The organism is Pseudomonas sp. LJDD11, assembly GCF_024584215.1.
GTDB lineage: Bacteria > Pseudomonadota > Gammaproteobacteria > Pseudomonadales > Pseudomonadaceae > Aquipseudomonas.
Genome location: NZ_JANJFL010000012.1, coordinates 23,120 through 48,062, shown reverse-complemented (window position 1 = coordinate 48,062; position 24,943 = coordinate 23,120). Strand labels below are relative to the sequence as shown.

The 24,943-nt window shown below is 61.5% G+C and carries 21 protein-coding genes; 8 read left to right on the top strand and 13 right to left on the bottom strand.

Annotated elements, in window-relative coordinates:
* Window positions 1-53 precede the first annotated feature (53 nt).
* From NRB16_RS15270 to NRB16_RS15250, 5 genes are all read right to left on the bottom strand, one after another.
* Window positions 54-776 carry a TylF/MycF/NovP-related O-methyltransferase gene (locus tag NRB16_RS15270; protein WP_045489334.1) on the bottom strand — a complete coding sequence of 241 codons (723 nt, stop codon included), beginning with the start codon at window positions 774-776 and terminating at the stop codon, window positions 54-56.
* Complete coding sequence (locus NRB16_RS15265; protein ID WP_045489331.1) at window positions 773-1,639, bottom strand: hypothetical protein; 867 nt, start codon at window positions 1,637-1,639, stop codon at window positions 773-775. The genes NRB16_RS15270 and NRB16_RS15265 overlap by 4 nt, the downstream gene beginning before the upstream one ends.
* Window positions 1,640-1,744: 105 nt before the next feature.
* A complete protein-coding gene (locus NRB16_RS15260; protein WP_253115399.1) occupies window positions 1,745-2,437 on the bottom strand; it encodes a sensor histidine kinase KdpD in 693 nt (230 codons plus the stop codon).
* Window positions 2,434-4,035 carry a tetratricopeptide repeat-containing response regulator gene (locus NRB16_RS15255; RefSeq protein ID WP_253140101.1) on the bottom strand — a complete coding sequence of 534 codons (1,602 nt, stop codon included), beginning with the start codon at window positions 4,033-4,035 and terminating at the stop codon, window positions 2,434-2,436. The genes NRB16_RS15260 and NRB16_RS15255 overlap by 4 nt, the downstream gene beginning before the upstream one ends.
* Window positions 4,036-4,354: 319 nt before the next feature.
* Window positions 4,355-5,035 (bottom strand): TIGR04211 family SH3 domain-containing protein, encoded by a 681-nt coding sequence (locus tag NRB16_RS15250; RefSeq protein WP_045494503.1) that lies wholly within the window; start codon window positions 5,033-5,035, stop codon window positions 4,355-4,357.
* A 428-nt stretch (window positions 5,036-5,463) separates the two neighbouring features.
* Here NRB16_RS15250 and ppnN point away from each other — a divergent pair, with 428 nt between their 5' ends.
* Window positions 5,464-6,837, top strand: a complete 1,374-nt coding sequence (ppnN, locus tag NRB16_RS15245) for a nucleotide 5'-monophosphate nucleosidase PpnN (RefSeq protein ID WP_253115401.1) — start codon at window positions 5,464-5,466, stop codon at window positions 6,835-6,837.
* Here the strand turns inward: ppnN and NRB16_RS15240 are convergent.
* Window positions 6,819-7,700, bottom strand: a complete 882-nt coding sequence (locus NRB16_RS15240) for a helix-turn-helix domain-containing protein (protein ID WP_045489319.1) — start codon at window positions 7,698-7,700, stop codon at window positions 6,819-6,821. The genes ppnN and NRB16_RS15240 overlap by 19 nt on opposite strands.
* 141 nt (window positions 7,701-7,841) lie before the next feature.
* Between NRB16_RS15240 and pobA the strand changes: the two genes are divergently transcribed.
* From pobA to NRB16_RS15220, 4 genes are all read left to right on the top strand, one after another.
* The gene (gene pobA / locus NRB16_RS15235) at window positions 7,842-9,026 is read left to right on the top strand and encodes a 4-hydroxybenzoate 3-monooxygenase (protein ID WP_257106444.1); all 1,185 of its coding nucleotides are present in this window, start codon (window positions 7,842-7,844) and stop codon (window positions 9,024-9,026) included.
* 124 nt (window positions 9,027-9,150) lie between these two features.
* A complete protein-coding gene (locus NRB16_RS15230; protein WP_257106443.1) occupies window positions 9,151-9,672 on the top strand; it encodes a sigma-70 family RNA polymerase sigma factor in 522 nt (173 codons plus the stop codon).
* 6 nt (window positions 9,673-9,678) lie between these two features.
* Window positions 9,679-10,650, top strand: a complete 972-nt coding sequence (locus NRB16_RS15225; protein ID WP_257106442.1) for a FecR domain-containing protein — start codon at window positions 9,679-9,681, stop codon at window positions 10,648-10,650.
* Window positions 10,651-10,722: 72 nt separating this feature from the next.
* Window positions 10,723-13,143 carry a TonB-dependent siderophore receptor gene (locus tag NRB16_RS15220; RefSeq protein ID WP_257106441.1) on the top strand — a complete coding sequence of 807 codons (2,421 nt, stop codon included), beginning with the start codon at window positions 10,723-10,725 and terminating at the stop codon, window positions 13,141-13,143.
* A 6-nt stretch (window positions 13,144-13,149) separates the two neighbouring features.
* Here NRB16_RS15220 and NRB16_RS15215 read toward each other — a convergent pair whose 3' ends face one another.
* The 7 genes from NRB16_RS15215 to hpaA form a co-directional block, all read right to left on the bottom strand.
* The gene (locus tag NRB16_RS15215; protein WP_257106440.1) at window positions 13,150-14,475 is read right to left on the bottom strand and encodes an MFS transporter; all 1,326 of its coding nucleotides are present in this window, start codon (window positions 14,473-14,475) and stop codon (window positions 13,150-13,152) included.
* 378 nt (window positions 14,476-14,853) lie between these two features.
* A complete protein-coding gene (gene hpaR / locus NRB16_RS15210; protein WP_045489305.1) occupies window positions 14,854-15,276 on the bottom strand; it encodes a homoprotocatechuate degradation operon regulator HpaR in 423 nt (140 codons plus the stop codon).
* Between the two features lie 130 nt (window positions 15,277-15,406).
* Complete coding sequence (locus tag NRB16_RS15205) at window positions 15,407-16,432, bottom strand: XdhC family protein (protein WP_257106439.1); 1,026 nt, start codon at window positions 16,430-16,432, stop codon at window positions 15,407-15,409.
* A 25-nt stretch (window positions 16,433-16,457) separates the two neighbouring features.
* On the bottom strand, window positions 16,458-17,795 hold the full coding sequence (locus NRB16_RS15200) for a cytochrome c (RefSeq protein ID WP_045489299.1): 1,338 nt from the start codon (window positions 17,793-17,795) through the stop codon (window positions 16,458-16,460).
* Window positions 17,796-17,810: 15 nt separating this feature from the next.
* The gene (locus tag NRB16_RS15195; RefSeq protein WP_257106438.1) at window positions 17,811-20,069 is read right to left on the bottom strand and encodes a molybdopterin cofactor-binding domain-containing protein; all 2,259 of its coding nucleotides are present in this window, start codon (window positions 20,067-20,069) and stop codon (window positions 17,811-17,813) included.
* A gap of 40 nt (window positions 20,070-20,109) precedes the next feature.
* The gene (locus tag NRB16_RS15190) at window positions 20,110-20,562 is read right to left on the bottom strand and encodes a (2Fe-2S)-binding protein (RefSeq protein ID WP_045489296.1); all 453 of its coding nucleotides are present in this window, start codon (window positions 20,560-20,562) and stop codon (window positions 20,110-20,112) included.
* Between the two features lie 314 nt (window positions 20,563-20,876).
* Window positions 20,877-21,800, bottom strand: coding sequence for a 4-hydroxyphenylacetate catabolism regulatory protein HpaA (gene hpaA, locus NRB16_RS15185; RefSeq protein ID WP_253140220.1), 924 nt, complete (start codon window positions 21,798-21,800; stop codon window positions 20,877-20,879).
* A 178-nt stretch (window positions 21,801-21,978) separates the two neighbouring features.
* Between hpaA and NRB16_RS15180 the strand changes: the two genes are divergently transcribed.
* Genes NRB16_RS15180 through hpaE form a run of 3 tightly spaced genes read left to right on the top strand, consistent with a single transcriptional unit; the run spans window position 21,979 to window position 24,892 of the window.
* Window positions 21,979-22,650 carry a fumarylacetoacetate hydrolase family protein gene (locus NRB16_RS15180; protein WP_045489293.1) on the top strand — a complete coding sequence of 224 codons (672 nt, stop codon included), beginning with the start codon at window positions 21,979-21,981 and terminating at the stop codon, window positions 22,648-22,650.
* On the top strand, window positions 22,647-23,426 hold the full coding sequence (locus NRB16_RS15175) for a fumarylacetoacetate hydrolase family protein (RefSeq protein ID WP_045489292.1): 780 nt from the start codon (window positions 22,647-22,649) through the stop codon (window positions 23,424-23,426). The genes NRB16_RS15180 and NRB16_RS15175 overlap by 4 nt, the downstream gene beginning before the upstream one ends.
* Window positions 23,427-23,431: 5 nt before the next feature.
* Window positions 23,432-24,892 carry a 5-carboxymethyl-2-hydroxymuconate semialdehyde dehydrogenase gene (hpaE, locus tag NRB16_RS15170; protein ID WP_253115422.1) on the top strand — a complete coding sequence of 487 codons (1,461 nt, stop codon included), beginning with the start codon at window positions 23,432-23,434 and terminating at the stop codon, window positions 24,890-24,892.
* Window positions 24,893-24,943 lie beyond the last annotated feature (51 nt).

Sequence of the window (24,943 nt, the reverse complement as noted above, 5' to 3'; positions counted from 1 at the left end):
GATTAGGCAGCAGGCCAACGAATTTCAATGGCCACAAACAAGTTGCATAGCAATCAGACCCTGAAATAACCAACGCTGGAGTCGAACGGCAGGCGCTTGAGCTCTACCTTATTCAGGTCCAATACTTCACGCAGGGCTGTAGTCTCGCCAGGGAAATTACGGTAAGCAACTTCGTCAAGCACCACGATAGCGCCCTTGGGCATATAGGGCAGGAATGTTTCCAGCGCCACTTTGGTTGAAGAGTACAGATCCGTATCGAGGATCAGCATGGCCACGACCAGATCGGGACGGGTTTTGGGGAACGCTGGCACGGTCTCCATGATATCGCCCTTGATGATTTCGCAACGCGGAATGCGGTTGACCGGCCGCACCAGATCATTGGCATCGATCATGTCCTGAATCAGCGACTCGTCGGTGTCGGAGAACATGCTTTCGTTGATGTCCTTGGGGTCCTCTTCGGCATCGATACTTGCAAAGCCGGAGAAGGTATCGAAGCCGATGATCGAACGATTGATCGCATAAGGCTCAAGAATCATCGACAGGTGCATGTAGAGCATTAGCGAATTGCCCTTGTACACCCCGCACTCGATGATCGCGCCGGGCACATCGTGAATCATTTTGAACAGTTCCATGCGCGACAAGGCTGCCGTCACAGTAATGCGATTTGCAAACACGAACGGAGCATCGGCCACATACTGCGAGTCTACCCGCTTGAGGACGCTGGCGCGCTTTTCGTTGTATTCAACTTCAGCGGCGGTCAGGCGGCGCTTGGTCATGGATTGACTCCTTTGAACTGGGAAAAATCGCTGGCATGGAAAAACTGGGACAGGCCGGCTTCGGCTTCTCGCACCTTGTTATCAACGTTGATCGCACCACGGCCGGCCAACAGGTCGGCAATATGAATCAAGCGAAAATCGACACTGAAACGAGTCTTGTTGGTGTGGTTGGCCACCGTACCGTGCAAATGCGCTGACGAAAACAGCAAGATATCACCGGAATTACCGGCCACACGCAACTCGGAGGCGGTGGACAACTCTTCGAGCGGCAACGGATGCACCCGTACCTCTTCGGTTACATTAGCGGTCGCCAAAGGGCGCTGCACATTGATCCAGTGCGCCAGGCTCCAGTCGGCCGACGAGTTTTTCACCGCCACATCGAAATAGGCAGGATTGATCATCATCGTTTGTTCCGGCTCGATGCTATAGACCGGCATCCAGGTGTTGATCTGGCATTCGGGGCTGCCATACCAAGTATCACGATGCGGCTTGTAGGCGTAGCTAACTCCGGCATGCAGGTAGTCATAGTTGGGCACTACACGAATGCGTGGCACATCGAAAAGATAATCTTCAGGCGCCAAACCCAGGTCCACTATGAACTGGCGAATCATATCCTTGACTTGTTGGCAGTTGGTGAACTGGCCTTTGAGGCGCTGCACCAGACTGACAAATTCCTCCACCGGCATCATCGTGTGCAGAGCCTGATGATCGGTTTCACCGTTGAACGCTGCCGTAATGCTTTCTCTGGCGAAGGCACACAGGGACTCGGCCATTGGCAGATCGGTATCGAGGAAAATATCGCCGCGGTAGATCGCATGACGGAAGTCCGGCTTATTGCGGACTTGATTGATGTACAGATTCACATCAGCCCTCCTGTTGATTGCTCACGCTTGGTAATCGGCTGAAATCACCATAACTGAAGCGTGGCAAAGGGCCTGTTCAAATCGGACGATGTCGACGAATTGCCTTTACGGCAAATACAACGTAAACAACCCGCCCCCCAACGCCCCGCCATTGGCCAGCTCAACCCGGCCTGCCACCCCGTTACGCGCGTGCAGGCTGGCGATATGACCGGCAAAGTACAAGCCCAGACCGGTGCTGCCACTGATCGGGTTGATGCCTTGCACCAGCTCATGCTGGTGTTCGATCATCGACGCCGGATACCCCCGGCCATCGTCATTGATCGTGATGAACAGCTCACCGCCCTGCTCACCGGCGGTAATGGCAATCGCCTTGTCGGCGTAGCGAATGGCATTGACCATGATGTTATTAAGCACTGAGCCGATCAGCTCCCGGTCAAAGAAGCCCAGCGGGGTCAGACCATCGACGCTGTAGCTGGCCGAAATGCCGCGACTGTCGAGCACTTCTTTATGGTGCACCAGTTGCGCTTCGATGAAGTCATCCAGGTCGTGGTAGTCGGCCTGCATCGGCAACTGGTTGACGCCCAGTTTGTAGAGCCCCAGCAGTTGCACCAACATGCCATTGAGGCGGGCGAACTCGTATTCCATGACCCCGTGCTCGGGGTGCTCTAGCTGCTCCTGACTCAGGCGCTCCACCCAGTTGTGGTGGGCCTGGCTGAGGATGGTCAGGGAGTTTTTCATGTCATGCACCGTGGAGGCGATGACCATCGAGAAGTCCGGGCCTTGCGGTTGATCAGTCATGCACCAAATGCCCTTTCCTTGAGTTTCTGGTAGCGCGGGTAGCGCGCGTCAGTTTCTGGCATTTTGCCGACCATGGTCAGCGATGCCCGGCACTCTTGCAGCGCTTCGGCGCTCAAGCTCTGGCCTGGGTGCAACAGTGACTGGGCAAGGTTCAGCGCAATACTGATGTTCTTCGGCTGCAGCGCCAGAGCCTTGCGAAACAGCTCCTGGGCCTCGGACAACTGACCGGCTTTATAGCTGCGTACGCCCTGAACGTTCAAGTCGATGGCGGCCTTGTTGGCACCGAGTATCTCGGGATCATCAGTCAGGCTGGCCAGGGTTTTCATGACCTGCGGGTCATCACCGTAGATCTCTGCGGTGTTTTTCAACACGCCGGCACCCGCCTGCTCCTGACCCAGTTGCTTGAGCTGGCTCGCAACCACCATGGCGGCGTCGGCGCTAAGAAACTGGCTCATGCCATCGAGCCGCGCCACAGCCTGTTCGGTGAGCTTGGCGGCGGTTTCCGGGTCCGAGTGTTGCAGGCTGGCGGCCTTCATCAAGCGCGCACGTACCTGCAAGCCCTCGTCATTGGCATGTTCCTTGGCCACATCGCCCAGCGCCTGGTTGATTTCCGCACGGGCGCGCACGTCGAGTCCCTGATCGCCGCCTTTATTGATCAAGGCATGGGCCAGGCCCAGATTGGTTTCAGGGTTTTTGAAGCGCGAGAACTGGCCCTGGGAAACCGCCTGACGGTAAGCCCGCGAGGCGCTCTCGAAATCCTGGTTATCCATGGCCAGCTTGCCGAGCATCGTCTGCCGGCGTACCGCCAGCGGCGACAGGCGCACGGCGGTCTCCAGAACACTCTGGGCGCGCTTGGTTTCACCACGGACCATCAGCACATCGGCCAGCCCGTCGAACAGCGCAGGAAACATCGGAAAAGCCTTGGTGGCCTGCTCGTAGACCCCTTGCGCATCGGCGGTGCGGCCACGCTTGAGCAACAGGCTGCCGAGCATGCCGTAGGCCCACGGCGTGGGCCGGTCGGCAATGATCGAGTTGAGCAGGGCTTCGAGCGGCTCGACCTGATTGAGGTCGCGCAAGGCAGCAGCCTTGTAGCGCAGGCACAACGGCGCCAGGCGCGGGTCCTGCTTGGCCAGATTGACGCAGGCCGCCAATACCTCGGCAGGCTTGCCGCGGTCCAGCGCCTGGAAGATCGGCTTGAGCAGGGTCTTGCGCTGGACCATCTTCTCGATGCGCTGCGCGAGCCCGGCACGGTTGAACGGTTTGGTCAGGTAGCCATCCGGCTCCCACTCCAGAGCACTCATGACCATCGCCTGACTATTCTCGGCGGTGACCATGATAAATACGCTTTCATAACTGAGCAGTCGCTCGGTCATCAGATCTTCAAGCACTTGCTGGCCATTCTTGCGGCCGTCACCCAGATTGAAATCGTGCAGGACGAAATCGTAGCGCTTCTCCGAGCACATCTTCAGCGCCTGTTCGCCGGTGTCGGCCGTATCCACTTCCTTGACGCCCAGCTCACGCAGCATTGACCTGACCGAACTGCGGAAGTCGGAAAAGTCATCGACGATCAGAAAGCTTTTTTGGTTGTACGCCAGCATCCAGGGTCCTGTCTTCAAGGGGGTGCGAAATCGGCTCTGCGGGTTTGGGTCCCGGGTTCGACACGATTCTGAGGGCGCAGATAATAACTAACGGCACAATGCCATCAAACTGATTTTCCTGCGCCCGTTCGGCTACCTGCCTGATGGACAAGTTAGCAAAGCCAAAAAGTTTTTCGACCTTGAAGCGGGAAACTGTAGAGCGAAATCACAGTTAGACGCCTGGAAAGCGGATTTTCTTCAGTTTTCAGCGGCCATCAGGCTCGCAAGCCAGGTGCTTACGAACCCGATGGCGGCTGTCGAACGCCCGGATAGATGACTGTCAGACCCAGCCGTCGTTGCGTTTGCGCTTGCGGCTCATGGCCGGCAGGATCAGACCGATCAGCAGACCGACCCCGGCAATGCTGGCGCCGTAGACCATGTAACTCATCAGCGCCTGCTGGTTTTCGATACCCAGCCGTGCCTGAGTATCACGCAGCTCGGACTGCGCCTGGGTCAACTGCTCGGTCAGTCCCTGGCTGCGAGCCTCAAGCTCATCGATCAGTTTCTTGCGCGAATCCATGGTTTCCTGCATGCCTTGCACGCGAGCCTTCCAGGTGTCGTCGATCTTGGCCAACTGGTCGGTCAGTTGTGCCACCTGACTGGTGAGCTGTGGCAGCCGCTCGGACTGACCGGGTTCTTCCTGCAGGTCACTGGTCAGAATCCACACAGTGCTGCCACCCTCGCCGCGGATCTGGCTGTAGGAACCCTGGCTACCGAGCAACTCGACCTTCTGGCCGGATTTGAGCGTGCCGACAATCCGGTGGCCATCAGTCGGGCCGCTGCGTACGTAGGTATTGAGGCTGTCGCTGATCCAGCGGTCATTGGCGGCCGCCTGCAGCGATTGCGAACCCAGCAGGCCCAGCAGCGCGAGAAACAGTCCGGCACGCAGGTGGCGACGTGGCGGGTTTGACAGGAACAGGCCGGGCGCGCGGGCCAGCAGTGAGGAAAAATGACGAGGCATGGCAGTGACTATCTTCGCTGAATAAAACAAAGGCCGCGGTGAACGGGCCGGCGCACGATGGGCATCCATGACGGGACTTTGCGTGCAACTCCTGCAGCCGCCGGATGTCAGCAGTACACGAGCACCATGGCCGCAAGGCCAGGCCTCGAATCAGCAGGCCGTCGAGAATCCATCGCTCTACAGACCCTGTAAAAGGTGTCAGGTTCATTACTGGCCGATATCGGCGTCAATTTTCAGCCGCAAGGCGTTCCCGGCAAGATATTCACCAGAGTGGTTTTCTTGCGACACAAATGCTGGCAATACTGCGCAGGGTTTGCTTTGCAGCGCGGCTGCCAGCAAGAATAGCCCTCAAGCGTTAACGTCGCTGATGTTCACCATCAAGGTGCCACCGACACAGTGTCGGCGGCATCGCTCTAATGGAAAATAGAATGCTCCCAAGACAAGTGATCAACGCCTCGGTCAGCCCCAAGGGCAGCCTTGAAACGCTCTCCCAGCGCGAAGTCCAGCAACTCTCCGCCGCCGGCTCCGGCAGCGTTTATAGCCTGTTTCGCCAGTGCGCCCTGGCAATCCTCAATACCGGCGCGCATGTCGACAACGCCAAGACCATTCTGGAAGCCTACGAGAGCTTCGAAGTCCGTATTCACCAGCAAGATCGCGGCGTACGTCTTGAATTGCTCAACGCCCCGGCGGATGCCTTCGTTGATGGTGAGATGATCGCCAGCACCCGTGAAATGCTGTTCAGCGCCCTGCGCGATATCGTCTATACCGAAAGCGAACTGGACAGCCAGCGCATCGACCTGAGCTCCTCGCAAGGCATTACCGACTACGTGTTTCACCTGCTGCGCAACGCTCGCACCCTGCGTGCCGGCGTCGAGCCGAAGCTGGTGGTCTGCTGGGGCGGCCACTCGATCAACACCGATGAGTACAAGTACACCAAGAAGGTCGGCCACGAGCTGGGCCTGCGCAGCCTGGACATCTGCACCGGTTGCGGTCCGGGCGTGATGAAAGGCCCGATGAAAGGCGCCACCATTGCCCACGCCAAGCAGCGCATTCACGGCGGCCGCTACCTGGGCCTGACCGAGCCGGGCATCATCGCAGCCGAAGCACCGAACCCGATCGTCAACGAACTGGTGATCCTGCCGGATATCGAAAAACGCCTGGAAGCCTTCGTGCGCGTCGGCCACGGCATCATCATCTTCCCCGGCGGTGCCGGCACGGCCGAAGAGTTCCTGTACCTGCTGGGCATCCTCATGCATCCGGCCAACCAGGACCTGCCTTTCCCGGTGTTGCTCACCGGCCCGAAAAGCGCTGAAGCCTACCTGCATCAACTGGATGCTTTCGTCCAGGCCACCCTTGGCGAAGCCGCGCGCAAGCACTACAAGATCATCATCGACAATCCGGCCGAAGTCGCCCGGCAGATGGCCCAGGCCCTGAAAGAGGTCAAGCAGTTCCGCCGCGAGCGTAACGACGCGTTCCACTTCAACTGGCTGCTGAAAATCGACGAGAGCTTCCAGCACCCGTTCGACCCGACCCACGAAAACATGGCCAGGCTCAAGCTCAGCCACGACGTGCCGCCGCACGAACTGGCGGCCAATTTGCGCCGGGCGTTTTCCGGGATCGTCTCGGGTAACGTCAAGGACAAAGGCATTCGCCTGATCGAAGAGCACGGCCCCTATCAGATTCATGGCGACCCGGCGATCATGCAGCCACTGGACAAACTGCTGCAGGCGTTCGTCGAACAGCACCGCATGAAGCTGCCCGGTGGCGCGGCCTACGAGCCATGCTATCGGGTGGTGAGCTGATCGCGAAACTGCCGGGGCGAGACTCCGGCAGCACGCTTGAAGAACCGGGTGAAATACGCCGGTTCCGAAAACCCCAGGCTGTCGGATAGCTGATTGATGGTCATGGTGGTGTACACCAGGCCACGCCTGGCTTCGAGTAGCAGGCGCTGGTTGATGATCTGCAACGCAGACTGGTCCGCCAGCCGCCGGCACAGTGCATTGAGGTGCGCGGCACTGATACCCAGGCGCCGCGCATGCTCCTCGATTGACCAGTGCAGACGAAAACTCTCCTCGAGTTGATGCATGAAACGCTGCAAATGCTCACGCCCCCGGTCGGGGGAGCCCGCTGCCTGCCCTGCGCCACTTTGCTCACTGCGCCGGCATAACCACACCAGCAACTGATTGATCAGCGCCTGCAGCATCAGCTCGCGACCGACCCTGACCTGATGGTACTCACTGACAATCGCGCTGAATAACCGGTCAAGCTCTGGTGAATCGTCACCCGGCCCGTGACAAAGCGGGGTGGCCAACCTGAAACCGTCCAGCGCAGCCTCCAGTTGCTCCACCAGCGGCATCGCCAGGGTCAGAATGTGGCCCTGGATGGTGTCCGCGAACCGAAAGGTATGCACGCTCAGGGCAGGCACGACCTGCAGCACCGGCCCCTCGACCTCACGTACCACCTCCTCAACCTTGAGCAACGCCCGCCCCGACTGCACATACAGCAGTTGCACCAGATCACTGTGCCGGTGCGGCTTGATTTCCCAGTCGTGCAGGCTGCTGCGCTCGGCAATCGATTCGCAATGGATCAGATCGGGTGTCGGCCAGACGACCGTCTCGCCGTACAGCTTGAACACCGGGATGTTGCTGCCAGGCCGGCCGGACATTCAGATAACCCTCGAAAAATCCAGATAATGCGCTGGATAGTGCCTTCTTATGCGGTATCCATCCATTAAAAATACAGGAGACAACAACAACGACAGCCCGCAGACCCTTGGTGTGCAGGGCGCAAAGACAGGACAACAACAATGAAAACCCAAGTCGCGATCATCGGCTCAGGCCCGTCCGGGCTGTTGCTGGGCCAACTGCTGCAACGTGCCGGCATTGCCAACATCATCATCGAACGCAAAGACCCCGCCTACATACTCTCGCGCATTCGTGCCGGCGTGCTGGAACAAGGCATGGTTGAGCTGCTGCGTGAAGCCGGTGTCGGCGCACGTCTGGACGAAGAAGGGCTGGTACACGACGGCTTCGAACTGGCCTTCGATGGCCGCTGCGAACGCATCGACCTCAAGCACCTGACCCAGGGCAAGACCGTGATGGTCTACGGCCAGACCGAAGTGACCCGCGACCTGATGCAGGCCCGCGACGCCGCTGGCGGCACCACCCTATACGACGCCGACGATGTGCAACTGCATGACCTCAAGACCGACCGACCCTACGTAACCTTCACCCGCAATGGCGAAAGCCAACGGGTCGACTGCGATTACATCGCCGGGTGCGACGGTTTTCATGGCGTATCCCGCCAGTCAATCCCGGCCGACAGCCTCAAGGTCTTCGAGCGGGTCTACCCGTTCGGCTGGCTCGGCGTGCTGGCCGACACCCCGCCGGTCAACGAAGAACTGGTCTACGCCAACCACCCGCGTGGTTTTGCCTTGTGCAGCATGCGCTCACCGACCCGCACCCGCTATTACGTGCAGGTCGGGGCAGAGGAAAAGGTCGAAGACTGGTCGGACGAACGCTTCTGGAACGAGCTGAAAACCCGCCTGCCCAACCATCTGGCCGAACGCCTGATCACCGGCCCGTCCATCGAGAAGAGCATCGCGCCGCTGCGCAGCTTCGTCGCCGAACCCATGCAGTACGGCCAGCTGTTTTTGCTCGGCGATGCCGCACACATCGTCCCGCCTACCGGCGCCAAGGGGCTGAACCTGGCGGCCAGCGATGTCAGCACCCTGTACCGCATCCTGCTCAAGGTCTACCGCGAGGGCCGCACCGACCTGCTGCAACGCTATTCACAAATCTGCCTGCGCCGGGTCTGGAAAGCCGAACGGTTTTCCTGGTGGATGACCTCGCTGCTGCACAAGTTTCCAGACACCGACGATTTCAGCCAGCGTATCCAGCAGACCGAGCTGGATTACTACGTGGGTTCGCAGGCCGGGCGGCAGACCATTGCCGAGAATTATGTGGGGTTGCCTTACGAGGCGGTGGAATAGCCCGGCTTGATGGCCGTCTTGTTGGTGATCATGTCGGCAAGGCGGCTCAAAACATTCCCGCCTTGCTGATGGCCATAGGCTGGTTTAACCTTGCGAATAATTCTTATCTACAGATGCATTCGCAATGGCCGCCAGCGAACTCCCTCTCAAGCACGCCGTGCATGAGCTCTACACCGAGCACCATGGCTGGCTGTTCGCCTGGCTGCGCAAGAAGCTTGGCTGCCCGCACAATGCCGCCGACCTGTCGCATGACACCTTTGTGCGCATCATGGGCTCGCGCGAAAGTCTTGGGCGGTTGCGTGAGCCGCGGGCGTTTCTGACCACCACGGCGCGTCATCTGCTGATCGACCGCGCCCGGCGGCGCAAGATCGAGGACGCCTACCTGCGCGAGCTGGCGTTGACTGCCGATGTGCTGGAGCACTGCCAGCAATCCCCCGAGCAGATCCTGCTGACCCTGGAATCGCTGGAGCACATCACTTTCGTGCTCGACGGTCTGCATGACAACGCCCGGCAGGTGTTCCTGCTGTATTTCCTCGAAGGCCGGCGTCAGGCCGAGATAGCCAGCCAGTTGGGCATCAGCGAGCGCATGGTGCGCAAGCATCTGCTCAATGCGCTGGTGCATTGCAATCATGCGCTGGACGTCTGAACCGGCATGACTCCTTTGCAAAACATCGAGCAGCAGGCCGCCGACTGGGTCATCCGCTGCACTGAAGGCCCGCTTGGCGAGGCCGAGCGCCAGCAGTTCGAACATTGGCAAGCCCAGGACCCGCGGCATGCGGCGGCCTTCGAGCGGCTGCAGACCTTCGTTGGCGGCGTGCAGTCATTACGCGCCAGGCAGGCACCGGCCCGGGCGGCGCTGAATGCCGGCGCGGTGGCGCGCCGACGCTTGCCGCTGCGCGGCGCGACCTGGGCGCTGTTGCTGGCCTTGCCACTGGCCCTGCTGCTGCGCAGCTATCCGCCTGCGGTGCTGCTCGCCGATCAACGCAGTGCACCGGCGCAGTGGCAACAGCTGACTCTGGATGATGGTTCACGGTTGGTCATGAGCGGCAACAGCGCGGTGGACATCGACTTCAGCCACAACCAGCGACAGATCAAACTGCTGCGCGGTGAAATCCTCATTGATGTGGCCCGTGACCACCAGCGCCCCTTCACGGTGGTGACCGAAGATGGGCGTATGCGCGCCCTCGGCACGCGCTTTACGGTCAAGCGTGAACACGACTCAACGCTGTTGAGCATGCTCGAATCCAAAGTGGCTGCGCGCACTGCGCTGGCGCCTGAAGAGACCCAGGTCAGTGCCGGCGAGCAGGTTCGAATCACCCGCGAGCAGGTGCAACGGCTCAGCAGCATCGACCCGGCGGCGTTGTCGGCTGCCTGGCAACGCCATCAACTGGTGGTGGATGACCGGCCGTTGCCTGAAGTGCTTGATGAACTGGCCCGCCAGTATCGCGGCCATGTGCAGTTCGACCGCCAGCAACTGGCCGATCTGCGCGTCTCGGCGGTGCTGCCGCTGGATAACCCGCAGCAGGCCATGCGCCTGATCAGCGATGTGCTGCCGGTGCGTATCGAACCTTACGGGCCTTGGTGGTTGCAGGTCGAACGGATTGCGGCCTCGGCAGCAAAATAAATTCTGCGCCGGTTCCGGTTTGCCCACGCCCTGCGTCAAGGAAGGACAACCCACAAGACAGGACTGCCTTCCATGCCGCTGGACACGCCCCAGACCTTCCCCTGCCGCCTGGCGCCTCTGGCGCTGACCATCAGCCTGGCCAGCAGCGCGTTGCTCGGCCTGGGCGTCCCGTTTGCACACGCTCAGCAGCAGGCTCAGTCTTACAACATCGCTGCTGGTGAGCTGGCCCAGGTGTTGAGCCGCTTCGCTCAGCACAGCGGCGTGGCGTTGATGTTCAACCCGCAAACAGTCGCCGGTGTGCAAAGCCAGGGCCTGCAAGGCAGCTATGGGGTCGATGAAGGCTTTGCACGGATTCTGCAGGGCAGCGGCTACCAGGCGCTGCGTGGTGCCAACGGCTATCTGCTGACCCCGGCGCTGCAGGCCGGCGACAGCCTGGAGCTGGCGCCCACCGCGATTGGCGCCACGACCGAACAAACCGCCACCGGCCACGTACAGGGCTACGTGGCCAAACGCAACCTGAGCGCGACCAAGACCGACACGCCCATTACCGAAACCCCGCAGTCACTGTCGGTGGCCACCAGCGATGAGATTCGTGACCGGCAAGCGGAGACGCTTTCGCAGAGTCTGGACCTCACCCCCGGTTTTACCAGCCAGCCCACCAGCTTCAACCGCACCGCCGACCGATTCCGGATTCGCGGCTTTGACGTTGAGTCAGCCACCGGTGGATCGCTGCGCGACGGCCTGCGTTTGCAGAACAACTCTTACGATGGCGTGCAGGAACCCTACGGCCTGGAACGCGCCGAAGTGGTTCGCGGCGCCGCCTCGGTGCTCTACGGTCAGTTGTCGCCGGGCGGGCTGATCAACGCAGTCAGCAAGCGCCCCAGCCAGACCTCCTGGAATGAAGTCAACGCGCAGCTCGGTGAGCATGACCGCAAGCAGTTGTCCGGCGACTTCACCGGTCCCTTGGGCGACAGCGACACCCTCAGTTACCGGCTGACCGTGCTGGAGCGCGACAGCCAGACCAGCGCCGATCATATCGACAATGACAAGTTCTACATTGCGCCGGCCCTGACCTGGCAACCGACCGAAGACACCTCGCTGACACTGCTGTCGTTCTATCAGAAAACCGCAACGGGTTTCTCGGCGCCACTGCCCTGGCAATTGACCAAGGGCGTGGGTGACAGCCCGTTCGCCATCGGCCGCCACGATTTTATCGGTGAGCCGGATTACGACCGCATGGATGGCAATATGTCGGCGCTCGGCTATGAGTTCGACCACCGCTTCGATGAACACACCAAAGTCAGCCACAAGCTGCGCTACTACGAAGCTGACGTGACCTGGCGTTATCTGCAAGTCAACACAGCGACACTGGCCAATGCCCTCAATACCGGGACTCTCGGCCGCCAGTACAGCGACCGCCGCGAACGTTCGCGCGTGCTGGCCAGCGATACCAATGTGCAAAGCCAGTGGCAGTTCGGCAACTGGCAGCACACCTTGCTACTGGGTTTCGACGCCTATGACAGCAGCTATGACTCACACAACTTCCGTGGCAATGCGCCGTCGCTGAACCTCAATAACCCGCAATACGGCCAGCCGGTGGTGGTTAACCGCAACCCGGCAACCGATCGTGGCTCGCAAATAGACACCCTGCAAAAAGGCATTTACTGGCAGGACCAGATCAAGTTCGACGAGCGCTGGGTTCTGCTGCTCGGGGGGCGGCATGACTGGGCCGACCAGAGCACCAAACTGTTTCGCAACCAGAGCCACAGCAGCCAGAGCGATGAATCCACCACCTGGCGTGTGGGCCTGGTGTACAAGGCCGACAATGGCCTGGCACCGTACCTGAGCTACAGCGAGTCATTCTTCCCGGTGGCCGGCACTGACCGTGACGGCGTGGCGTTCGTGCCTACCGAAGGCAAGCAGTACGAAGTCGGTATCCGTTATCAGCCCGAGGGCAGCAACACTCTGCTCAGCGCAGCGGTCTATGAACTGACCCAACAGAATGTCCTGACCCAGGACCGCACCGACATCAATTTCTCGGTGCAGACCGGTGAAGTGCGTTCCCGTGGCCTGGAACTCGAAGCACGCACTGAACCTGTGCCGAACCTGAGCCTGATCGCCTCATACGCCTACATCGATGCACGCATCACCAAGAGTAACGTGGCCGCAGAAATCGGCCAGCGCAGCGAAGACAGCCCGTATCACCAGGCCGCGCTGTGGGCCGACTACCGCCTGCACGCGCTGGGTATCCCCAATCTGCGCATCGGCGGCGGCGCCCGTTACAAGGGCAGCACCCAGGCTTCGGGCGTCCCGTCAGGCATGCCGGCCTACACCCTGTTCGATGCGCGGGCCAGCTACGAGATCGACCCACACTGGGAAGTCGCGCTCAACGCCAACAACCTGACCAACAAGCGCTACACCTATTGCGAGTTCGCCATCTGCCGCTACGGTGACGAACGCCAGTTGGTCAGTACCCTGAGCTATCGCTGGTAACGCGGGTCAGGCGGCCGCCGTTGCCGGAACCGAGGCAGGCCGGCTCAGACGCAGCGCCACCAGGCTGCCGACAATGGTCAACGCCGCCAGCGCATACAGCGCGGCGGTGGTCGAACCGGTCTGATCCTTGATCCAGCCCACCAGATAAGGGCTGAGAAACCCGGCCATCTGGCCGATGGAGTTGATCAAGGCCAGGCCGCCGGCGGCCACGCTGGCGCTGAGCAACGCGGTCGGCAACGGCCAGAACATCGGCAGACCGGTCAGCGCGCCCATGGTGGCAATGCACAGGCCGGCAATGGCGATCACCGGCACACTGGCGAAGTTGGCGGCAATCATCAGCCCCGCCGCGCCCATCAGCATCGGCACCACCAGGTGCCAGCGCCGCTCGTTGCGCAAGTCGGCCGAACGCCCCACCAACAGCATGAACACCCCGGCCAGCAGGTAAGGGATCGCACTGATCCAGCCGATCACCAGCGCATCGCTGAAGCCCAGGTTCTTGATGATCGAGGGCAGCCAGAAGTTGATGGCATACACCCCGCTCTGGATGCAGAAGTAGATAAAGCCGAGGGTCCAGATCAGCGGCATGGTCAGCACGCTGGCCAGCGACGAACTGGCCTGTTTCGGGCGGTTCAACTCGTCATTGGCCACATCACTCCTGACCCGTTGCTGTTGTTCGGCGCTCAACCAACGGGCGTCTTCGACCTTGTCGCACAGCAGCTTGAAGGCCAGCAGGCCGAGCAACACGGTCGGCAGGCCCTGGATCAGAAACATCCACTGCCAGCCATCCAGGCCGCCCTGGCCATGGGCGAAGTGGTTGAGGATCCAGCCGGAGAACGGCCCGCCAAGCAGGCCGGACACCGGAATCGCCGACATGAACAGCGCCATGATCCGACCGCGCCGCTGGTTGGGGTACCAGCGCGACAGGTACAGCACGATACCGGGGAAGAAGCCGGCTTCGGCCATGCCGGTCAGAAAGCGCAGCACATAAAATTCCATCGGCGTGGTGACAAACAGCAGGCAGGTCGAGAACGTGCCCCAGGTGATCATCATCAGGCCGATCCAGCGCCGCGGCCCGAAGCGGTTCAAGGCCAGGTTGCTGGGCAGGCCGCACAGCACGTAACCGATAAAGAAGATCCCGGCGCCCAGGCCGTAGACCGTTTCGCTGAACTTCAGGGCGTCGAGCATCTGCAGCTTGGCGAAACCGACGTTGACGCGGTCCAGGTAGTTGAACAGGTAGCAGATGAAAATGAAGGGGATCAGACGCAGGGTGATGCGACGGTAGACAAGATTGCCTTGCACGTCGTCAGCCTCGCGAGTCGGCGAGTTGGACATGGTGTGGAGTCCTTGAAGGATGTTGTTGTTATGGGCAGCCCGTTGATCATAGGGGTGCGTCAACAAAAACTCTTTGGCGGTTTGCACCACGGTATGGCCGCGTTGTTGTGTGCTTGCACAACGGCGTGTGCGGATGACGGGCGCCGTAGGAGCGGATTTATCCGCGAAGGCTTCCCGGCTAGAGCCATTACTGTTCGGATAAGCGCTATCTGCCTTTGTGGGAGCGACCTTGGTCTGGGCGGCATTCCGACGAAGAGGCCGGCAAAGTCACAGCATCTGCTGCGAATGTGCAGCCGCTTTCGCTAGCAAGCTAGCTCCCACAGGAACCGCGTTGTCCTTAACGGATCAGCATTACCCCTCCAAGGTTACCCTTATGAATCACGGCTCAATGCGTTTGAGTTCGCGCAGCAGCTCCAGCAGTTGCTGCATCTTGTCTTCGCCAAACTGCGCCTGGATGCGCTGGTAATTGCGCTCCATGTCTTCGCTCATCGAGACGAAGCACTGCTGGCCCTGCTCGGTCAGGCTGACCAGCATGCGTCGCTGGTCATGGGCCGGTTTGCTGCGCCGTACAATGCCGTCGCGCTCCAGGCGCGCCAGCACGCCGGTCATGCTCGGCTTGAGGATGCAGGCCTGCTCGGCCAGTTGGTAGCTCTCCATTTCACCCTGCTGGTTGAGGATGCGAATGACCCGCCATTGTTGTTCGGTCAGGCCATGTTCGTTCAATGACGGACGAAAGAACGCCATCGCTGCTTCACGGGCCTGCAGCAGGGTAAGGGTCAGAGAGGGTCTGGGGCTGGGCATGGTCTACACAATAGCCGGTGCAGGACCGGCGGTGGGAGGGTTCGGATGATGGCCGAGGACTATAGCCGACGACTGGTTAACAAGTAAACGATTGACCGATCCCGAACCCCCGATCGGCCTGCCGGAAGGCTCAGGCCGCGTCGGTCGTATTGCGTTCCAGTTGCTGCTTGCCGTGCGCCACCGACAGCGTGTCAGGCAGGCGTACGCCGTTCTTGATCGCCAGTACCTGGGCCATGATGCTCACGGCGATTTCTGCCGGGGTCTTGCTGCCGATGAAGATGCCGACCGGGCCATGCAAGCGTTGCAACGAGGCTTCGCTCTGGCCGAAATGCTCGATCAGTCGATCACGACGGCTGCGGTCGTTGCGCCGCGAACCGATGGCACCAACGTAAAAGGCCGGGCTGTCCAGCGCGGCCAGCAGCGCCAGGTCGTCGAGCTTCGGGTCATGGGTCAGGCCGATGACGCAACTGCGCACATCCGGTCTGAAGGCCAGCACCTCGTCATCCGGCATGCCGGTCACCAGTTCAGCTCCGGCCACCGACCAGCCGGCCCGATATTCATGACGCGGGTCGCAGACCGTGACCCGAAAACCACTGAACAAGGCCATGGTCGCCAGGTACTCGGCCAGTGCCCCGGCGCCGATCAGCAGCATCCGGTACGCCGGCCCCAGGGTATTGATCAGGGTCGCGCCATCGAACTGCAAGGCTTCGGGTTGGTTGGCAGGCACCAGCGTGACATCACCCGTGGCCATGCCCAGCGTGCGGCGCATCAATACGCCGTCATCCAGCGCGGCCAGCAGGTGCGCCAGTGACGCTTGGTCAGGCTCGAATTCCAACACCAGTTCAAGGGTGCCGCCGCACGGCAAACCGAAACGATGCGCCTCATCAGCACTGACCCCGTAGCGCACCACTTGGGGTGCGCCAACGGGCATCGGTTGAGTGCTGAAGGCGGCGCTGTAACGATGAATCAGGTCATCCTCGATACAGCCACCCGAGACGCTGCCAGCGGTGCGACCGTCATCACGCAACGCCATCATCGAGCCCACCGGGCGCGGCGATGAACCCCAGGTCCTGACCACTGTGGCCAGCAGCACCCGCCGCCCTTCAGCCAGCCAGCCTGAAGCGGTGCGCAGTACCAGCAGGTCAACGCTTTCCATCTTCGATCTCCTTGCTCGGCCGTGATCAGCGCATCTGCAGAATGATCGGATTGCTGCTCGCCGCGCGGGTTCGCTCGCGCAGTTCAGCCACCTCGGCAGGCGTCACCGGCCCACCCTGATTGCCCCAGCTGCTGCGGATGAAGGTCAAGACGTCAGCCATTTCCTGATCGTTCAGTTGATTGCGATAAGGCGGCATGCGATAGGCATCGGGCATGCCCTGCGCCACGACCCGGTCCGAGCCATTCAAGGCCACGTTGATGCTGGTGGCGCTGTGTTTGGCCATCGATGACGACGCACCGGCCAGCGGCGGCATCCACTGCCCCTGACCGCGACCGTCGATGCCGTGGCAGGAACTGCACTTGGCCACGTAATTGGCCGCCCCCGGTTTTTGCATGTCACTGGCGGTCAAGGCCTGGGCGCGCGCCGGGTCCCAGGCCGGCCCGTCGCGTTGCGGGTCGCCGGGTAATGACGCCAGGTAGCGGGCAATACCGGCCAGGTCGTGGTCGGTCATGTACTGGGTCGAGTTGTTGAAGGCCTCGGTCATGGTCCCGGTGACCACGCTGTGAACGTTCCGGCCGTTTTGCAGGTACTGGACAATCTCGCCTTCGCTCCAGCGCCCCAGTCCAGTGTTAGGGTCCTGGCGCAGGCTCGGTGCATACCAGCCATCGAGCAACGCACCACTGAGGTACCGCGGGCTGCTTTCATCCATGCCCTGCTCGTTCATGGCCAGCCCGCGTGGCGTGTGGCAACTGCCGCAGTGGCCCGGCCCCTGAACGATATAGGCGCCGCGATTCCACAGCGCATCCTGGCCGGCTTTGTCCTGATAGGCGCCTTGCGGGGCAAACATGGCGTTCCACAGTGCGATGGGCCAGCGTATGTTCAGCGGCCAGGCAATCTTGCCCGGCTGATTGGCCTGCTGTACCGGCTTTACCCCATGCATGAAGAAGGCATAGAGCGCGCGAATGTCTTCATCGCTGTACTTGGCATACGACGGATACGGCATCGCCGGGTACAGGCGATGCCCGTCGGCGGCCACCCCGGAGCGTACCGCCCGGTCGAAGTCGGCCAGGCTGTAGCGGCCAATCCCGGTCTGCGGGTCGGGGGTGATGTTAGTGGTGAAGATCGAGCCCATGGGCGTGGCCATTTCATAGCCGCCGGCAAACGGCGCGCCCTTGGGCGTGCTGTGGCAGGCCACACAGTCGCCGAGCCGGGCGACGTATTCGCCGCGCTGGATCAGTTCAGGCGTGGCCGCTGCCGGCGTCTGGTTGTCCAGCGGCGAATGGGGTGTGCGGGTGACAAACCAGGCCAGGCCCGCAGCCACCGCGACACCGACCACCAGCAGATAGCGTGTTGTTCTGTTCAACGGCTGATTCCTTGCTCAGGTGTCGAAGCGATAGTGCGACAGGGGCATGCTGCGAATCGGCTGCCCGGTCAATCTGGCGACGGCATTGGCCACTGCCGGTGCCACGGCCGGCAACGGCGGCTCGCCGATCCCGCCCATCTTGGCGCCGCTCTCGATCACCGTGACATGCACCCTGGCCATCATGCTCAGCGGCAAGATCCGATACAGGTCGTAATTACGCGCCAGCGGCTGGCCCTCTTCGTATTGCGCTTCTTCGATCAGGGTCTGCGACAGCCCGAGCGCCACCGCGGAGTTGACCTGCGCCTCAATAATTGCCGGGTTGACGATGCTGCCCGGATCGATCGCCTGCCAGATGTCGTGCACCTTGATCTGGCCGTTGTGAATCGATACCTCGGCAATCACCGCCACCTCGGTGCCGAACGGCGAGGCCATGGCAACCCCCCTCGCCCGCCGGCTGCCATCTTCTGCGGTAAACGGGCCGCGCTTCCAGCCGCCGGCCAGGCTGGCCACCGCGTTGAGCAAGTGGGTCAGCCGCTGATTGCCCTGCAACAGCCGCAGCCGCAATTCAAAGGGGTCTTGCTTGCCGGCATCGGCCAGTTCATCGAGAAAGGCTTCGTAGACAAAGTCATTGATCGAGTTGCCCACCGAACGCCAGTAGGCCAGCGACAGCGGCGTTTTGCGGTAACGCTGGGCAATGCGCCGGTCAGGGATGCGGTATTGCTTGCCGGTCAGCCCTTCCACAGCCGTGGGGTCGATTTTCTCACCGCGTTTGTTGGCGATGCCTTCGGTCGGCCCTTCAGTGACGGTGATTGCCTCAAGCGCGACCGGCAATCCCTCGGCGTTGACGTGACCGCGCAGATGCACCACTGACATCGGTCGCAACGGGTCACGCAAGAACTCCTGCTCACGGCTCCAGATCACCTTGACCGGACGCCCGACCGCTTGCGCGAGCAAGATCGCCTGCGGGTAAGGCGAAGCACTCGGGTAGATAAAGTGCCGACCGAAGAAACCGCCCAGCAACGGTGAATGCAGGGTGATGCGCGACGGCTCAAGGCCCGTCAATTTGACGATCTCGGCCAGAAACAGATCCGGGGCCTGGTTAGGCAGCCACACCTCAAGCCCGCCGTCAGCGTTGAAACGCGCCAGCGCCGAGGGCGGCTCCAGCTGGGCGTGGTGCAGGTTCTGGGTATGATAAGTGGCACTCACGGTCTTGCCGGGACCGGCAAAGGCCTTGACCGGATCACCCTCGACCTCACTGTCTTGACCGGGGTCGCGATCGTCCTTGAGCTGCTTGAGGTACGCCGCGCTGGAAAAGTCCGCCGGCATGTAGCGCATGGCGGTATTGTCTTGCGGCTCTCGCCACTCGACCTGCAGCGCTTCGACGGCCCGTTTGGCAGTCCACCAGCGCTGCGCGACGACCGCGACGGCGCCGGGCAGCACATGCACCGAATGGACACCGGGCAGCGCCTGGACCTGCGCCTGGTTGCGCACTTGCTGTACTTCCAGGCCGAGCCGCGGCGCGTGCTGGATAGCCGCCTGCAGCATGTCATCGACCCGGCAGTCGATGGTATACACCGCCTTGCCTGTGGACTTGTCGCGCACGTCCAGGCGCGCCACCGGCTTGCCGATCCAGCGGAACTGCTGCGGGTCTTTGAGTTGCACTCGCTCAGGGTCGGGAACCGGCCGGTCCAGCGCGGCACCGGCCAATTCGCCGTAGCTTGCCGAGCGGCCGGATGCCTGGTGGATGACCCGGCCAGGCTCGGTGGTCAGTTGCGCCACCGGCACCGACCACTGTTCGGCGGCGGCCTCCAGCAGCATCAGGCGTGCAGCGGCGCCGAGCCTGCGCATGGTGGTGTAGCTCGACCGCACCGACATGCTGCCGCCGGTAAAACGTGCGCCTATGTCCATGACCTTGTAGTCGCCACCGGGCGGGGCCATTGCCACGACAAAGCGCTGCGGGTCGGCGTCCAGCTCTTCACCGACGATTTGCGCCAGGCCGGTGAAAATCCCCTGCCCGCCCTCCGCGAAGGGGCTCTTGAAGTGGATGCTGTTGTCCGGACGAATTTCCAGAAACGCCGGCACCCGTGCACCGGGCGCCATTGCCGCCGGGCCTTGAGCGGCACGCGCCTCCCTGAGCGGCAGGCCGAAGCCAATCACCAGCGCGCCAGCGCCAAGACCTGCCGAGGCCAGAAGAAAGCCACGCCGCGAGATATTGACCGGTTCTGCCAACGGAAATTGACCGTCGCCGCCGGTAGGTCGGTTGTGCCTTGCCATGTTTTGTTCTTCCATCGAATGAGGTCGAAAACGCGCGGGTTCAAGCAGGTCCGCTGGAAAGATCAGCAATCGCCGCCTGGATTGCGTTGTAGGTTCCGCACCGGCACAGGTGGGTCATTGCCGCACTGACCTCCTCTGGCGACGGATTGGGCGAGCGTTTGAGCAACGCGGTGGCAGCCATGACCTGGCCGGACTGGCAATAACCGCACTGCGCCACCTGATGCTTGACCCAGGCAGCGACAACCCGCTGACCGAGCTCGTCGTCTTCTATCGCTTCGATGGTGCGAATCTTGCGACCGACCACACCCTCGACCGGCGTGACGCAGGAGCGCACCAGCATGCCGTCGACCATGACCGCACAGGCGCCGCATTGCGCCAGGCCACAGCCGTACTTGGTGCCGGTCAGTCCGATGTCGTCGCGAATCAGCCAGAGCAACGGGGTGCCCGCCTCGGCCTCGACCTCATAGGTCTTGTCGTTGATATTCAACTGCATGGCGCTAATCCCGGTGGGTGAACTGCTTTTTAATATTCATGGCCAGCACTCCGCGCAGCAGAGCCTGGCTGGAAAACTATAGACAGGTTATTTACCCAGAGCCTGGGCAAACCGGGTAGCTCATTACGCTGGATTTCTTGCCTGATCCGCTGGCAAGTAGCGCCGCTTTGAAAAGTACCAGCGCAACCGGCGAAAAGGCATTTTCCGCAAGGGCCGGCGCGCCCATCATCAGCGCCAGACACCACGCTTGTCGCATTCAGGGATAGATCACCGGGCGTAATGCCGCCTTCGCGAGCGAGCTTGTTCCCACATTTTCACCCCTGCGCAGGAGATCGATCATGAGCGTGCGCCTGGCTGTGCCGGTACTCGCCGGGGCTCATCCCGGCATAGCGCAGGAAAAAGCGGCTGAAGTACGCCGGGTCCTTGAAGCCCAGCCGGTAGCAGATCTCAACGGCCGACAGGCCAGTGAACAACAGCAGGCGCCGCGCCTCCTGCATCAGCCGCTCAAGAATCAGCCGCTTGGACGGCAGGTCGGCGATGCGCCGGCAAACATCATTGAGCCGCGCCTCGGTCACGCCAATGCCACTGGCATAACGCGGCAACGCCCAGTGCTCCAGATAATGGCTTTCGATCAGTTCGTTGAAACGGTGGAAAATCTGCAGGTCTTCATGACGTGCAGGCCGCGCTTGCAGCGAACGGGCACACAGCCGCAGCAGGCTGGTCATAATCAACTGGGTCAGGCTGTCCAGCGCGGTGCCGCGTCCGGCACGCCGGTCGTTGATTTCCTCACGCAGTTCCTCGAACAGAAATTCAAGGCGGCGAATCTCTGCGGCGAACGCCGGCCCCAGTTGCGACAGCGCCACGCAAGCGGCCGGCAGTTGCGGCCCCGGTGCCAGGCTGGGGTCTGCCTCGATCAGGTTCCAGACAAGCTGCTGACGCACGGTCAGGACGTGGCCGTCACTGTCGGGTTCGGTGACGAACGAATGCGCGATGGTCGGCGGAGTCAGGAAGAACATCGGGCCGGACTCGACGTATTGCTGGTCATCCAGATACACCCGCACGCTGCCGCTGTTGACGTAATGCACCTGAAAGAAACGGTCATGCCGATGCACCGGCATGTTACGGCCGAAGAAGCCCGCCAGGTTGCCCAGCTTGTCGTAATGCACCTCGGCATCGCTGTAGCGCTGGTCATAGACCTGACCGATGTTGATGTTGGGGATCGGCTGTCGATCGTTCATCTGATCATTCTCGTTGTTGTTTTCCAGCGTCAGTGCGCCTGCAGCCATGCTCCGCCTTTTGCGCGACGCATACCAGTGCCTGGCACTTGACGATCATTAACATCTTAACTTATAAAGTTAATACATTAACAAGTAAACGATCTGGCAGCCGCTGCCCGATCACTGCCAGGAGAACAACATGACCCGTGCCCTGCACGACGTCGCCCATGGCACCCTGCTCGGCGTTGCGCTGAACTATCAGGGTCTGCTGGAGCAGCGTCTCGCCGAATTCGAGCAAGCGCCTTACAAGCAGCCGCCCGTCAAACCGGTGCTGTTCATCAAGACCCCCAATACCCGCAACAGCCATCAAGGCCAGGTCATCCAGCCGCGCGGCGAACGCCTGCAGGCCGGCCCCGCGCTGGGTGTGGTGATCGGCAAGTCGGCCAGCCGGGTCAGCCTTGAGAATGCCCTGGCGCATGTGTCCGGTTACCTGATCGTCAATGAGTTCAGCCTGCCCGAAGACAGCTATTACCGTCCGGCGGTCAAGGCCAAGTGCCGCGATGGTTTCTGCGCGTTGGGCCCTGAACTGGTGCCTGCCGCGCAGGTGGCGGACGCCGGCCAACTGACCCTGGAACTGTTCGTCAACGGCGAACTGCGCCAGCAAAACAGCACCGCCAACTGGGTGCGCAATGTCCCGCAACTGATCGCCGAAATCAGCGAGTTCATGACCCTGCACGAAGGCGATGTGTTGATCACCGGCACCCCGGAAGGCCGCGTCGATGTCGTGCCCGGTGACCGTGTCGAGGTGCAGATCAGCGGCCTGGGCCGACTGAGCAACAGCATCGTCGCCGAACAGGAGCCACGCCCATGAAACACGCTCGCATTGGCTTTGAAGGCCAGGTCCACAACGTGCAGGTCGAAGTCGGCGATGACACCAGTCTGAGTGTGCGTCTGGCCGATGGCCGCGTGCTGGTTGAGGACCAGGTGCAGTGGCTGCCACCGGCCACCGGCAACATGTTCGCGCTGGGCCTGAACTACGCCGATCACGCCGCAGAACTGGCCTTCGCGCCGCCCACCGAGCCACTGGCCTTCGTCAAGTCGCCGGGCACCTACACCGGCCACCGGCAAATCAGCTGGCGCCCGGACAACGTCGCCTACATGCACTACGAGTGTGAGCTGGTGGCGGTAATCGGCAAGCCGGCACGTAACGTCAAGCGTGAAGACGCCTTGCAGTATCTGGCCGGTTACACGGTGTGCAACGACTATGCGATCCGCGATTACCTGGAGAACTACTACCGGCCCAACCTGCGGGTCAAGAACCGCGACGCCACCACCCCGGTCGGGCCGTACATCGTCGACGTAGCCGATGTGCCAGACGCAAGCAACCTCAAGCTGCGGACCTGGATCAACGGCGAGCTGAAGCAGGAAGGCACCACCGCTGACATGATTTTCGATATCCCTTACCTGATCGAATACCTGTCCAGCTTCATGACCCTGCAGCCGGGCGACATGATCGCCACCGGCACGCCCGAGGGCCTGGCCGATGTGCTGCCGGGCGATGAGGTGGTGGTGGAAGTCGAAGGCGTCGGCCGGCTGGTCAACCGAATCGTCAGCGAAGCTGATTTCTTCAAGAACAATAAGGCGTGAGCAGCATGATCAAACACTGGATCAATGGCCGTGAGGTCGAAAGCAAAGACGTATTCGTCAACTACAACCCGGCCACCGGCGAAGCCATCGGCGAAGTTGCCAGCGGCGGCGCCGAGGAAGTCGCCCAGGCGGTAGCTGCGGCCAAGGAAGCCTTCCCTAAGTGGGCCAACACGCCGGCCAAAGAACGCGCCCGGCTGATGCGCAAGCTCGGCGAGCTGATCGACCAGAACGTGCCGAAGCTGGCCGAACTGGAGACCCTGGACACCGGTCTGCCGATCCATCAGACCAAGAACGTGTTGATCCCCCGCGCCTCGCATAACTTCGATTTCTTTGCCGAAGTCTGCACCCGCATGGACGGCCACACCTACCCGGTGGACGACCAGATGCTCAACTACACCCTGTACCAGCCGGTGGGTGTCTGTGGCCTGGTGTCGCCGTGGAACGTGCCGTTCATGACCGCGACCTGGAAAACCGCGCCGTGCCTGGCGCTGGGCAACACTGCGGTTCTGAAAATGTCCGAGCTGTCACCGCTGACCGCCAACGAACTGGGCCGTCTGGCCGTTGAAGCCGGCATTCCCAACGGCGTGCTCAACGTGATCCAGGGCTATGGCGCAACCGCTGGCGACGCACTGGTTCGCCACCCGGACGTACGTGCCATCTCGTTCACCGGCGGCACCGCCACCGGGCGCAAGATCATGCAGACCGCCGGCCTGAAAAAATACTCCATGGAGCTGGGCGGCAAGTCGCCGGTACTGATTTTCGAAGACGCCGATCTGGACCGCGCCCTGGATGCGGCGCTGTTCACCATCTTCTCGCTCAACGGCGAACGCTGCACCGCCGGCAGCCGGATCTTCATTCAGCAAAGCGTCTACCCGCAGTTCGTTGCTGAATTCGCGGCCCGCGCCAAACGGCTGATTGTCGGTGATCCAACTGATCCGAAGACTCAAGTCGGCTCGATGATCACCCAGGCGCACTACGACAAAGTCACCGGCTACATCAGGATCGGCATCGAAGAAGGCGCCACCCTGCTGGCCGGTGGCCTGGAGCGTCCGGCCAACCTGCCTGCGCACCTGGCCAAGGGGCAGTTCATTCAGCCCACCGTGTTCGCCGACGTGAACAACAAGATGCGCATTGCCCAGGAAGAGATCTTCGGCCCGGTGGTGTGCCTGATCCCGTTCAAGGACGAAGCCGAGGCTCTGCAACTGGCCAACGACACCGAGTACGGCCTGGCCTCGTACATCTGGACCCAGGACATCGGCAAGGCTCACCGCCTGGCACAAGGCATCGAAGCTGGCATGGTGTTCATCAACAGCCAGAACGTGCGCGACCTGCGCCAGCCATTCGGCGGCGTGAAGGGTTCAGGCACCGGCCGTGAAGGCGGCCAGTACAGCTTTGAAGTATTTGCTGAAATCAAGAACGTGTGTATTTCAATGGGCAGCCACCACATCCCGCGCTGGGGGGTATAAGGCAGCTGCAAGCTTGAAGCGACAAGCTGCAAGAAAGAGCGTAACGCTTCT

Excerpts from the sequence above, each read along its gene's own strand:
- ppnN (WP_253115401.1), top strand. The coding sequence starts at position 5,464 with ATGCTCCCAAGACAAGTGATCAACGCCTCGGTCAGCCCCAAGGGCAGC.
- NRB16_RS15250 (WP_045494503.1), bottom strand. The coding sequence starts at position 5,035 with ATGCCTCGTCATTTTTCCTCACTGCTGGCCCGCGCGCCCGGCCTGTTC.
- hpaE (WP_253115422.1), top strand. The coding sequence starts at position 23,432 with ATGATCAAACACTGGATCAATGGCCGTGAGGTCGAAAGCAAAGACGTA.
- NRB16_RS15225 (WP_257106442.1), top strand. The coding sequence starts at position 9,679 with ATGACTCCTTTGCAAAACATCGAGCAGCAGGCCGCCGACTGGGTCATC.
- NRB16_RS15230 (WP_257106443.1), top strand. The coding sequence starts at position 9,151 with ATGGCCGCCAGCGAACTCCCTCTCAAGCACGCCGTGCATGAGCTCTAC.
- NRB16_RS15220 (WP_257106441.1), top strand. The coding sequence starts at position 10,723 with ATGCCGCTGGACACGCCCCAGACCTTCCCCTGCCGCCTGGCGCCTCTG.
- NRB16_RS15270 (WP_045489334.1), bottom strand. The coding sequence starts at position 776 with ATGACCAAGCGCCGCCTGACCGCCGCTGAAGTTGAATACAACGAAAAG.
- pobA (WP_257106444.1), top strand. The coding sequence starts at position 7,842 with ATGAAAACCCAAGTCGCGATCATCGGCTCAGGCCCGTCCGGGCTGTTG.
- NRB16_RS15190 (WP_045489296.1), bottom strand. The coding sequence starts at position 20,562 with ATGCAGTTGAATATCAACGACAAGACCTATGAGGTCGAGGCCGAGGCG.
- NRB16_RS15215 (WP_257106440.1), bottom strand. The coding sequence starts at position 14,475 with ATGTCCAACTCGCCGACTCGCGAGGCTGACGACGTGCAAGGCAATCTT.
- NRB16_RS15260 (WP_253115399.1), bottom strand. The coding sequence starts at position 2,437 with ATGACTGATCAACCGCAAGGCCCGGACTTCTCGATGGTCATCGCCTCC.
- NRB16_RS15195 (WP_257106438.1), bottom strand. The coding sequence starts at position 20,069 with ATGGCAAGGCACAACCGACCTACCGGCGGCGACGGTCAATTTCCGTTG.
- hpaR (WP_045489305.1), bottom strand. The coding sequence starts at position 15,276 with ATGCCCAGCCCCAGACCCTCTCTGACCCTTACCCTGCTGCAGGCCCGT.
- NRB16_RS15240 (WP_045489319.1), bottom strand. The coding sequence starts at position 7,700 with ATGTCCGGCCGGCCTGGCAGCAACATCCCGGTGTTCAAGCTGTACGGC.
- NRB16_RS15175 (WP_045489292.1), top strand. The coding sequence starts at position 22,647 with ATGAAACACGCTCGCATTGGCTTTGAAGGCCAGGTCCACAACGTGCAG.
- hpaA (WP_253140220.1), bottom strand. The coding sequence starts at position 21,800 with ATGAACGATCGACAGCCGATCCCCAACATCAACATCGGTCAGGTCTAT.
- NRB16_RS15180 (WP_045489293.1), top strand. The coding sequence starts at position 21,979 with ATGACCCGTGCCCTGCACGACGTCGCCCATGGCACCCTGCTCGGCGTT.
- NRB16_RS15255 (WP_253140101.1), bottom strand. The coding sequence starts at position 4,035 with ATGCTGGCGTACAACCAAAAAAGCTTTCTGATCGTCGATGACTTTTCC.
- NRB16_RS15205 (WP_257106439.1), bottom strand. The coding sequence starts at position 16,432 with ATGGAAAGCGTTGACCTGCTGGTACTGCGCACCGCTTCAGGCTGGCTG.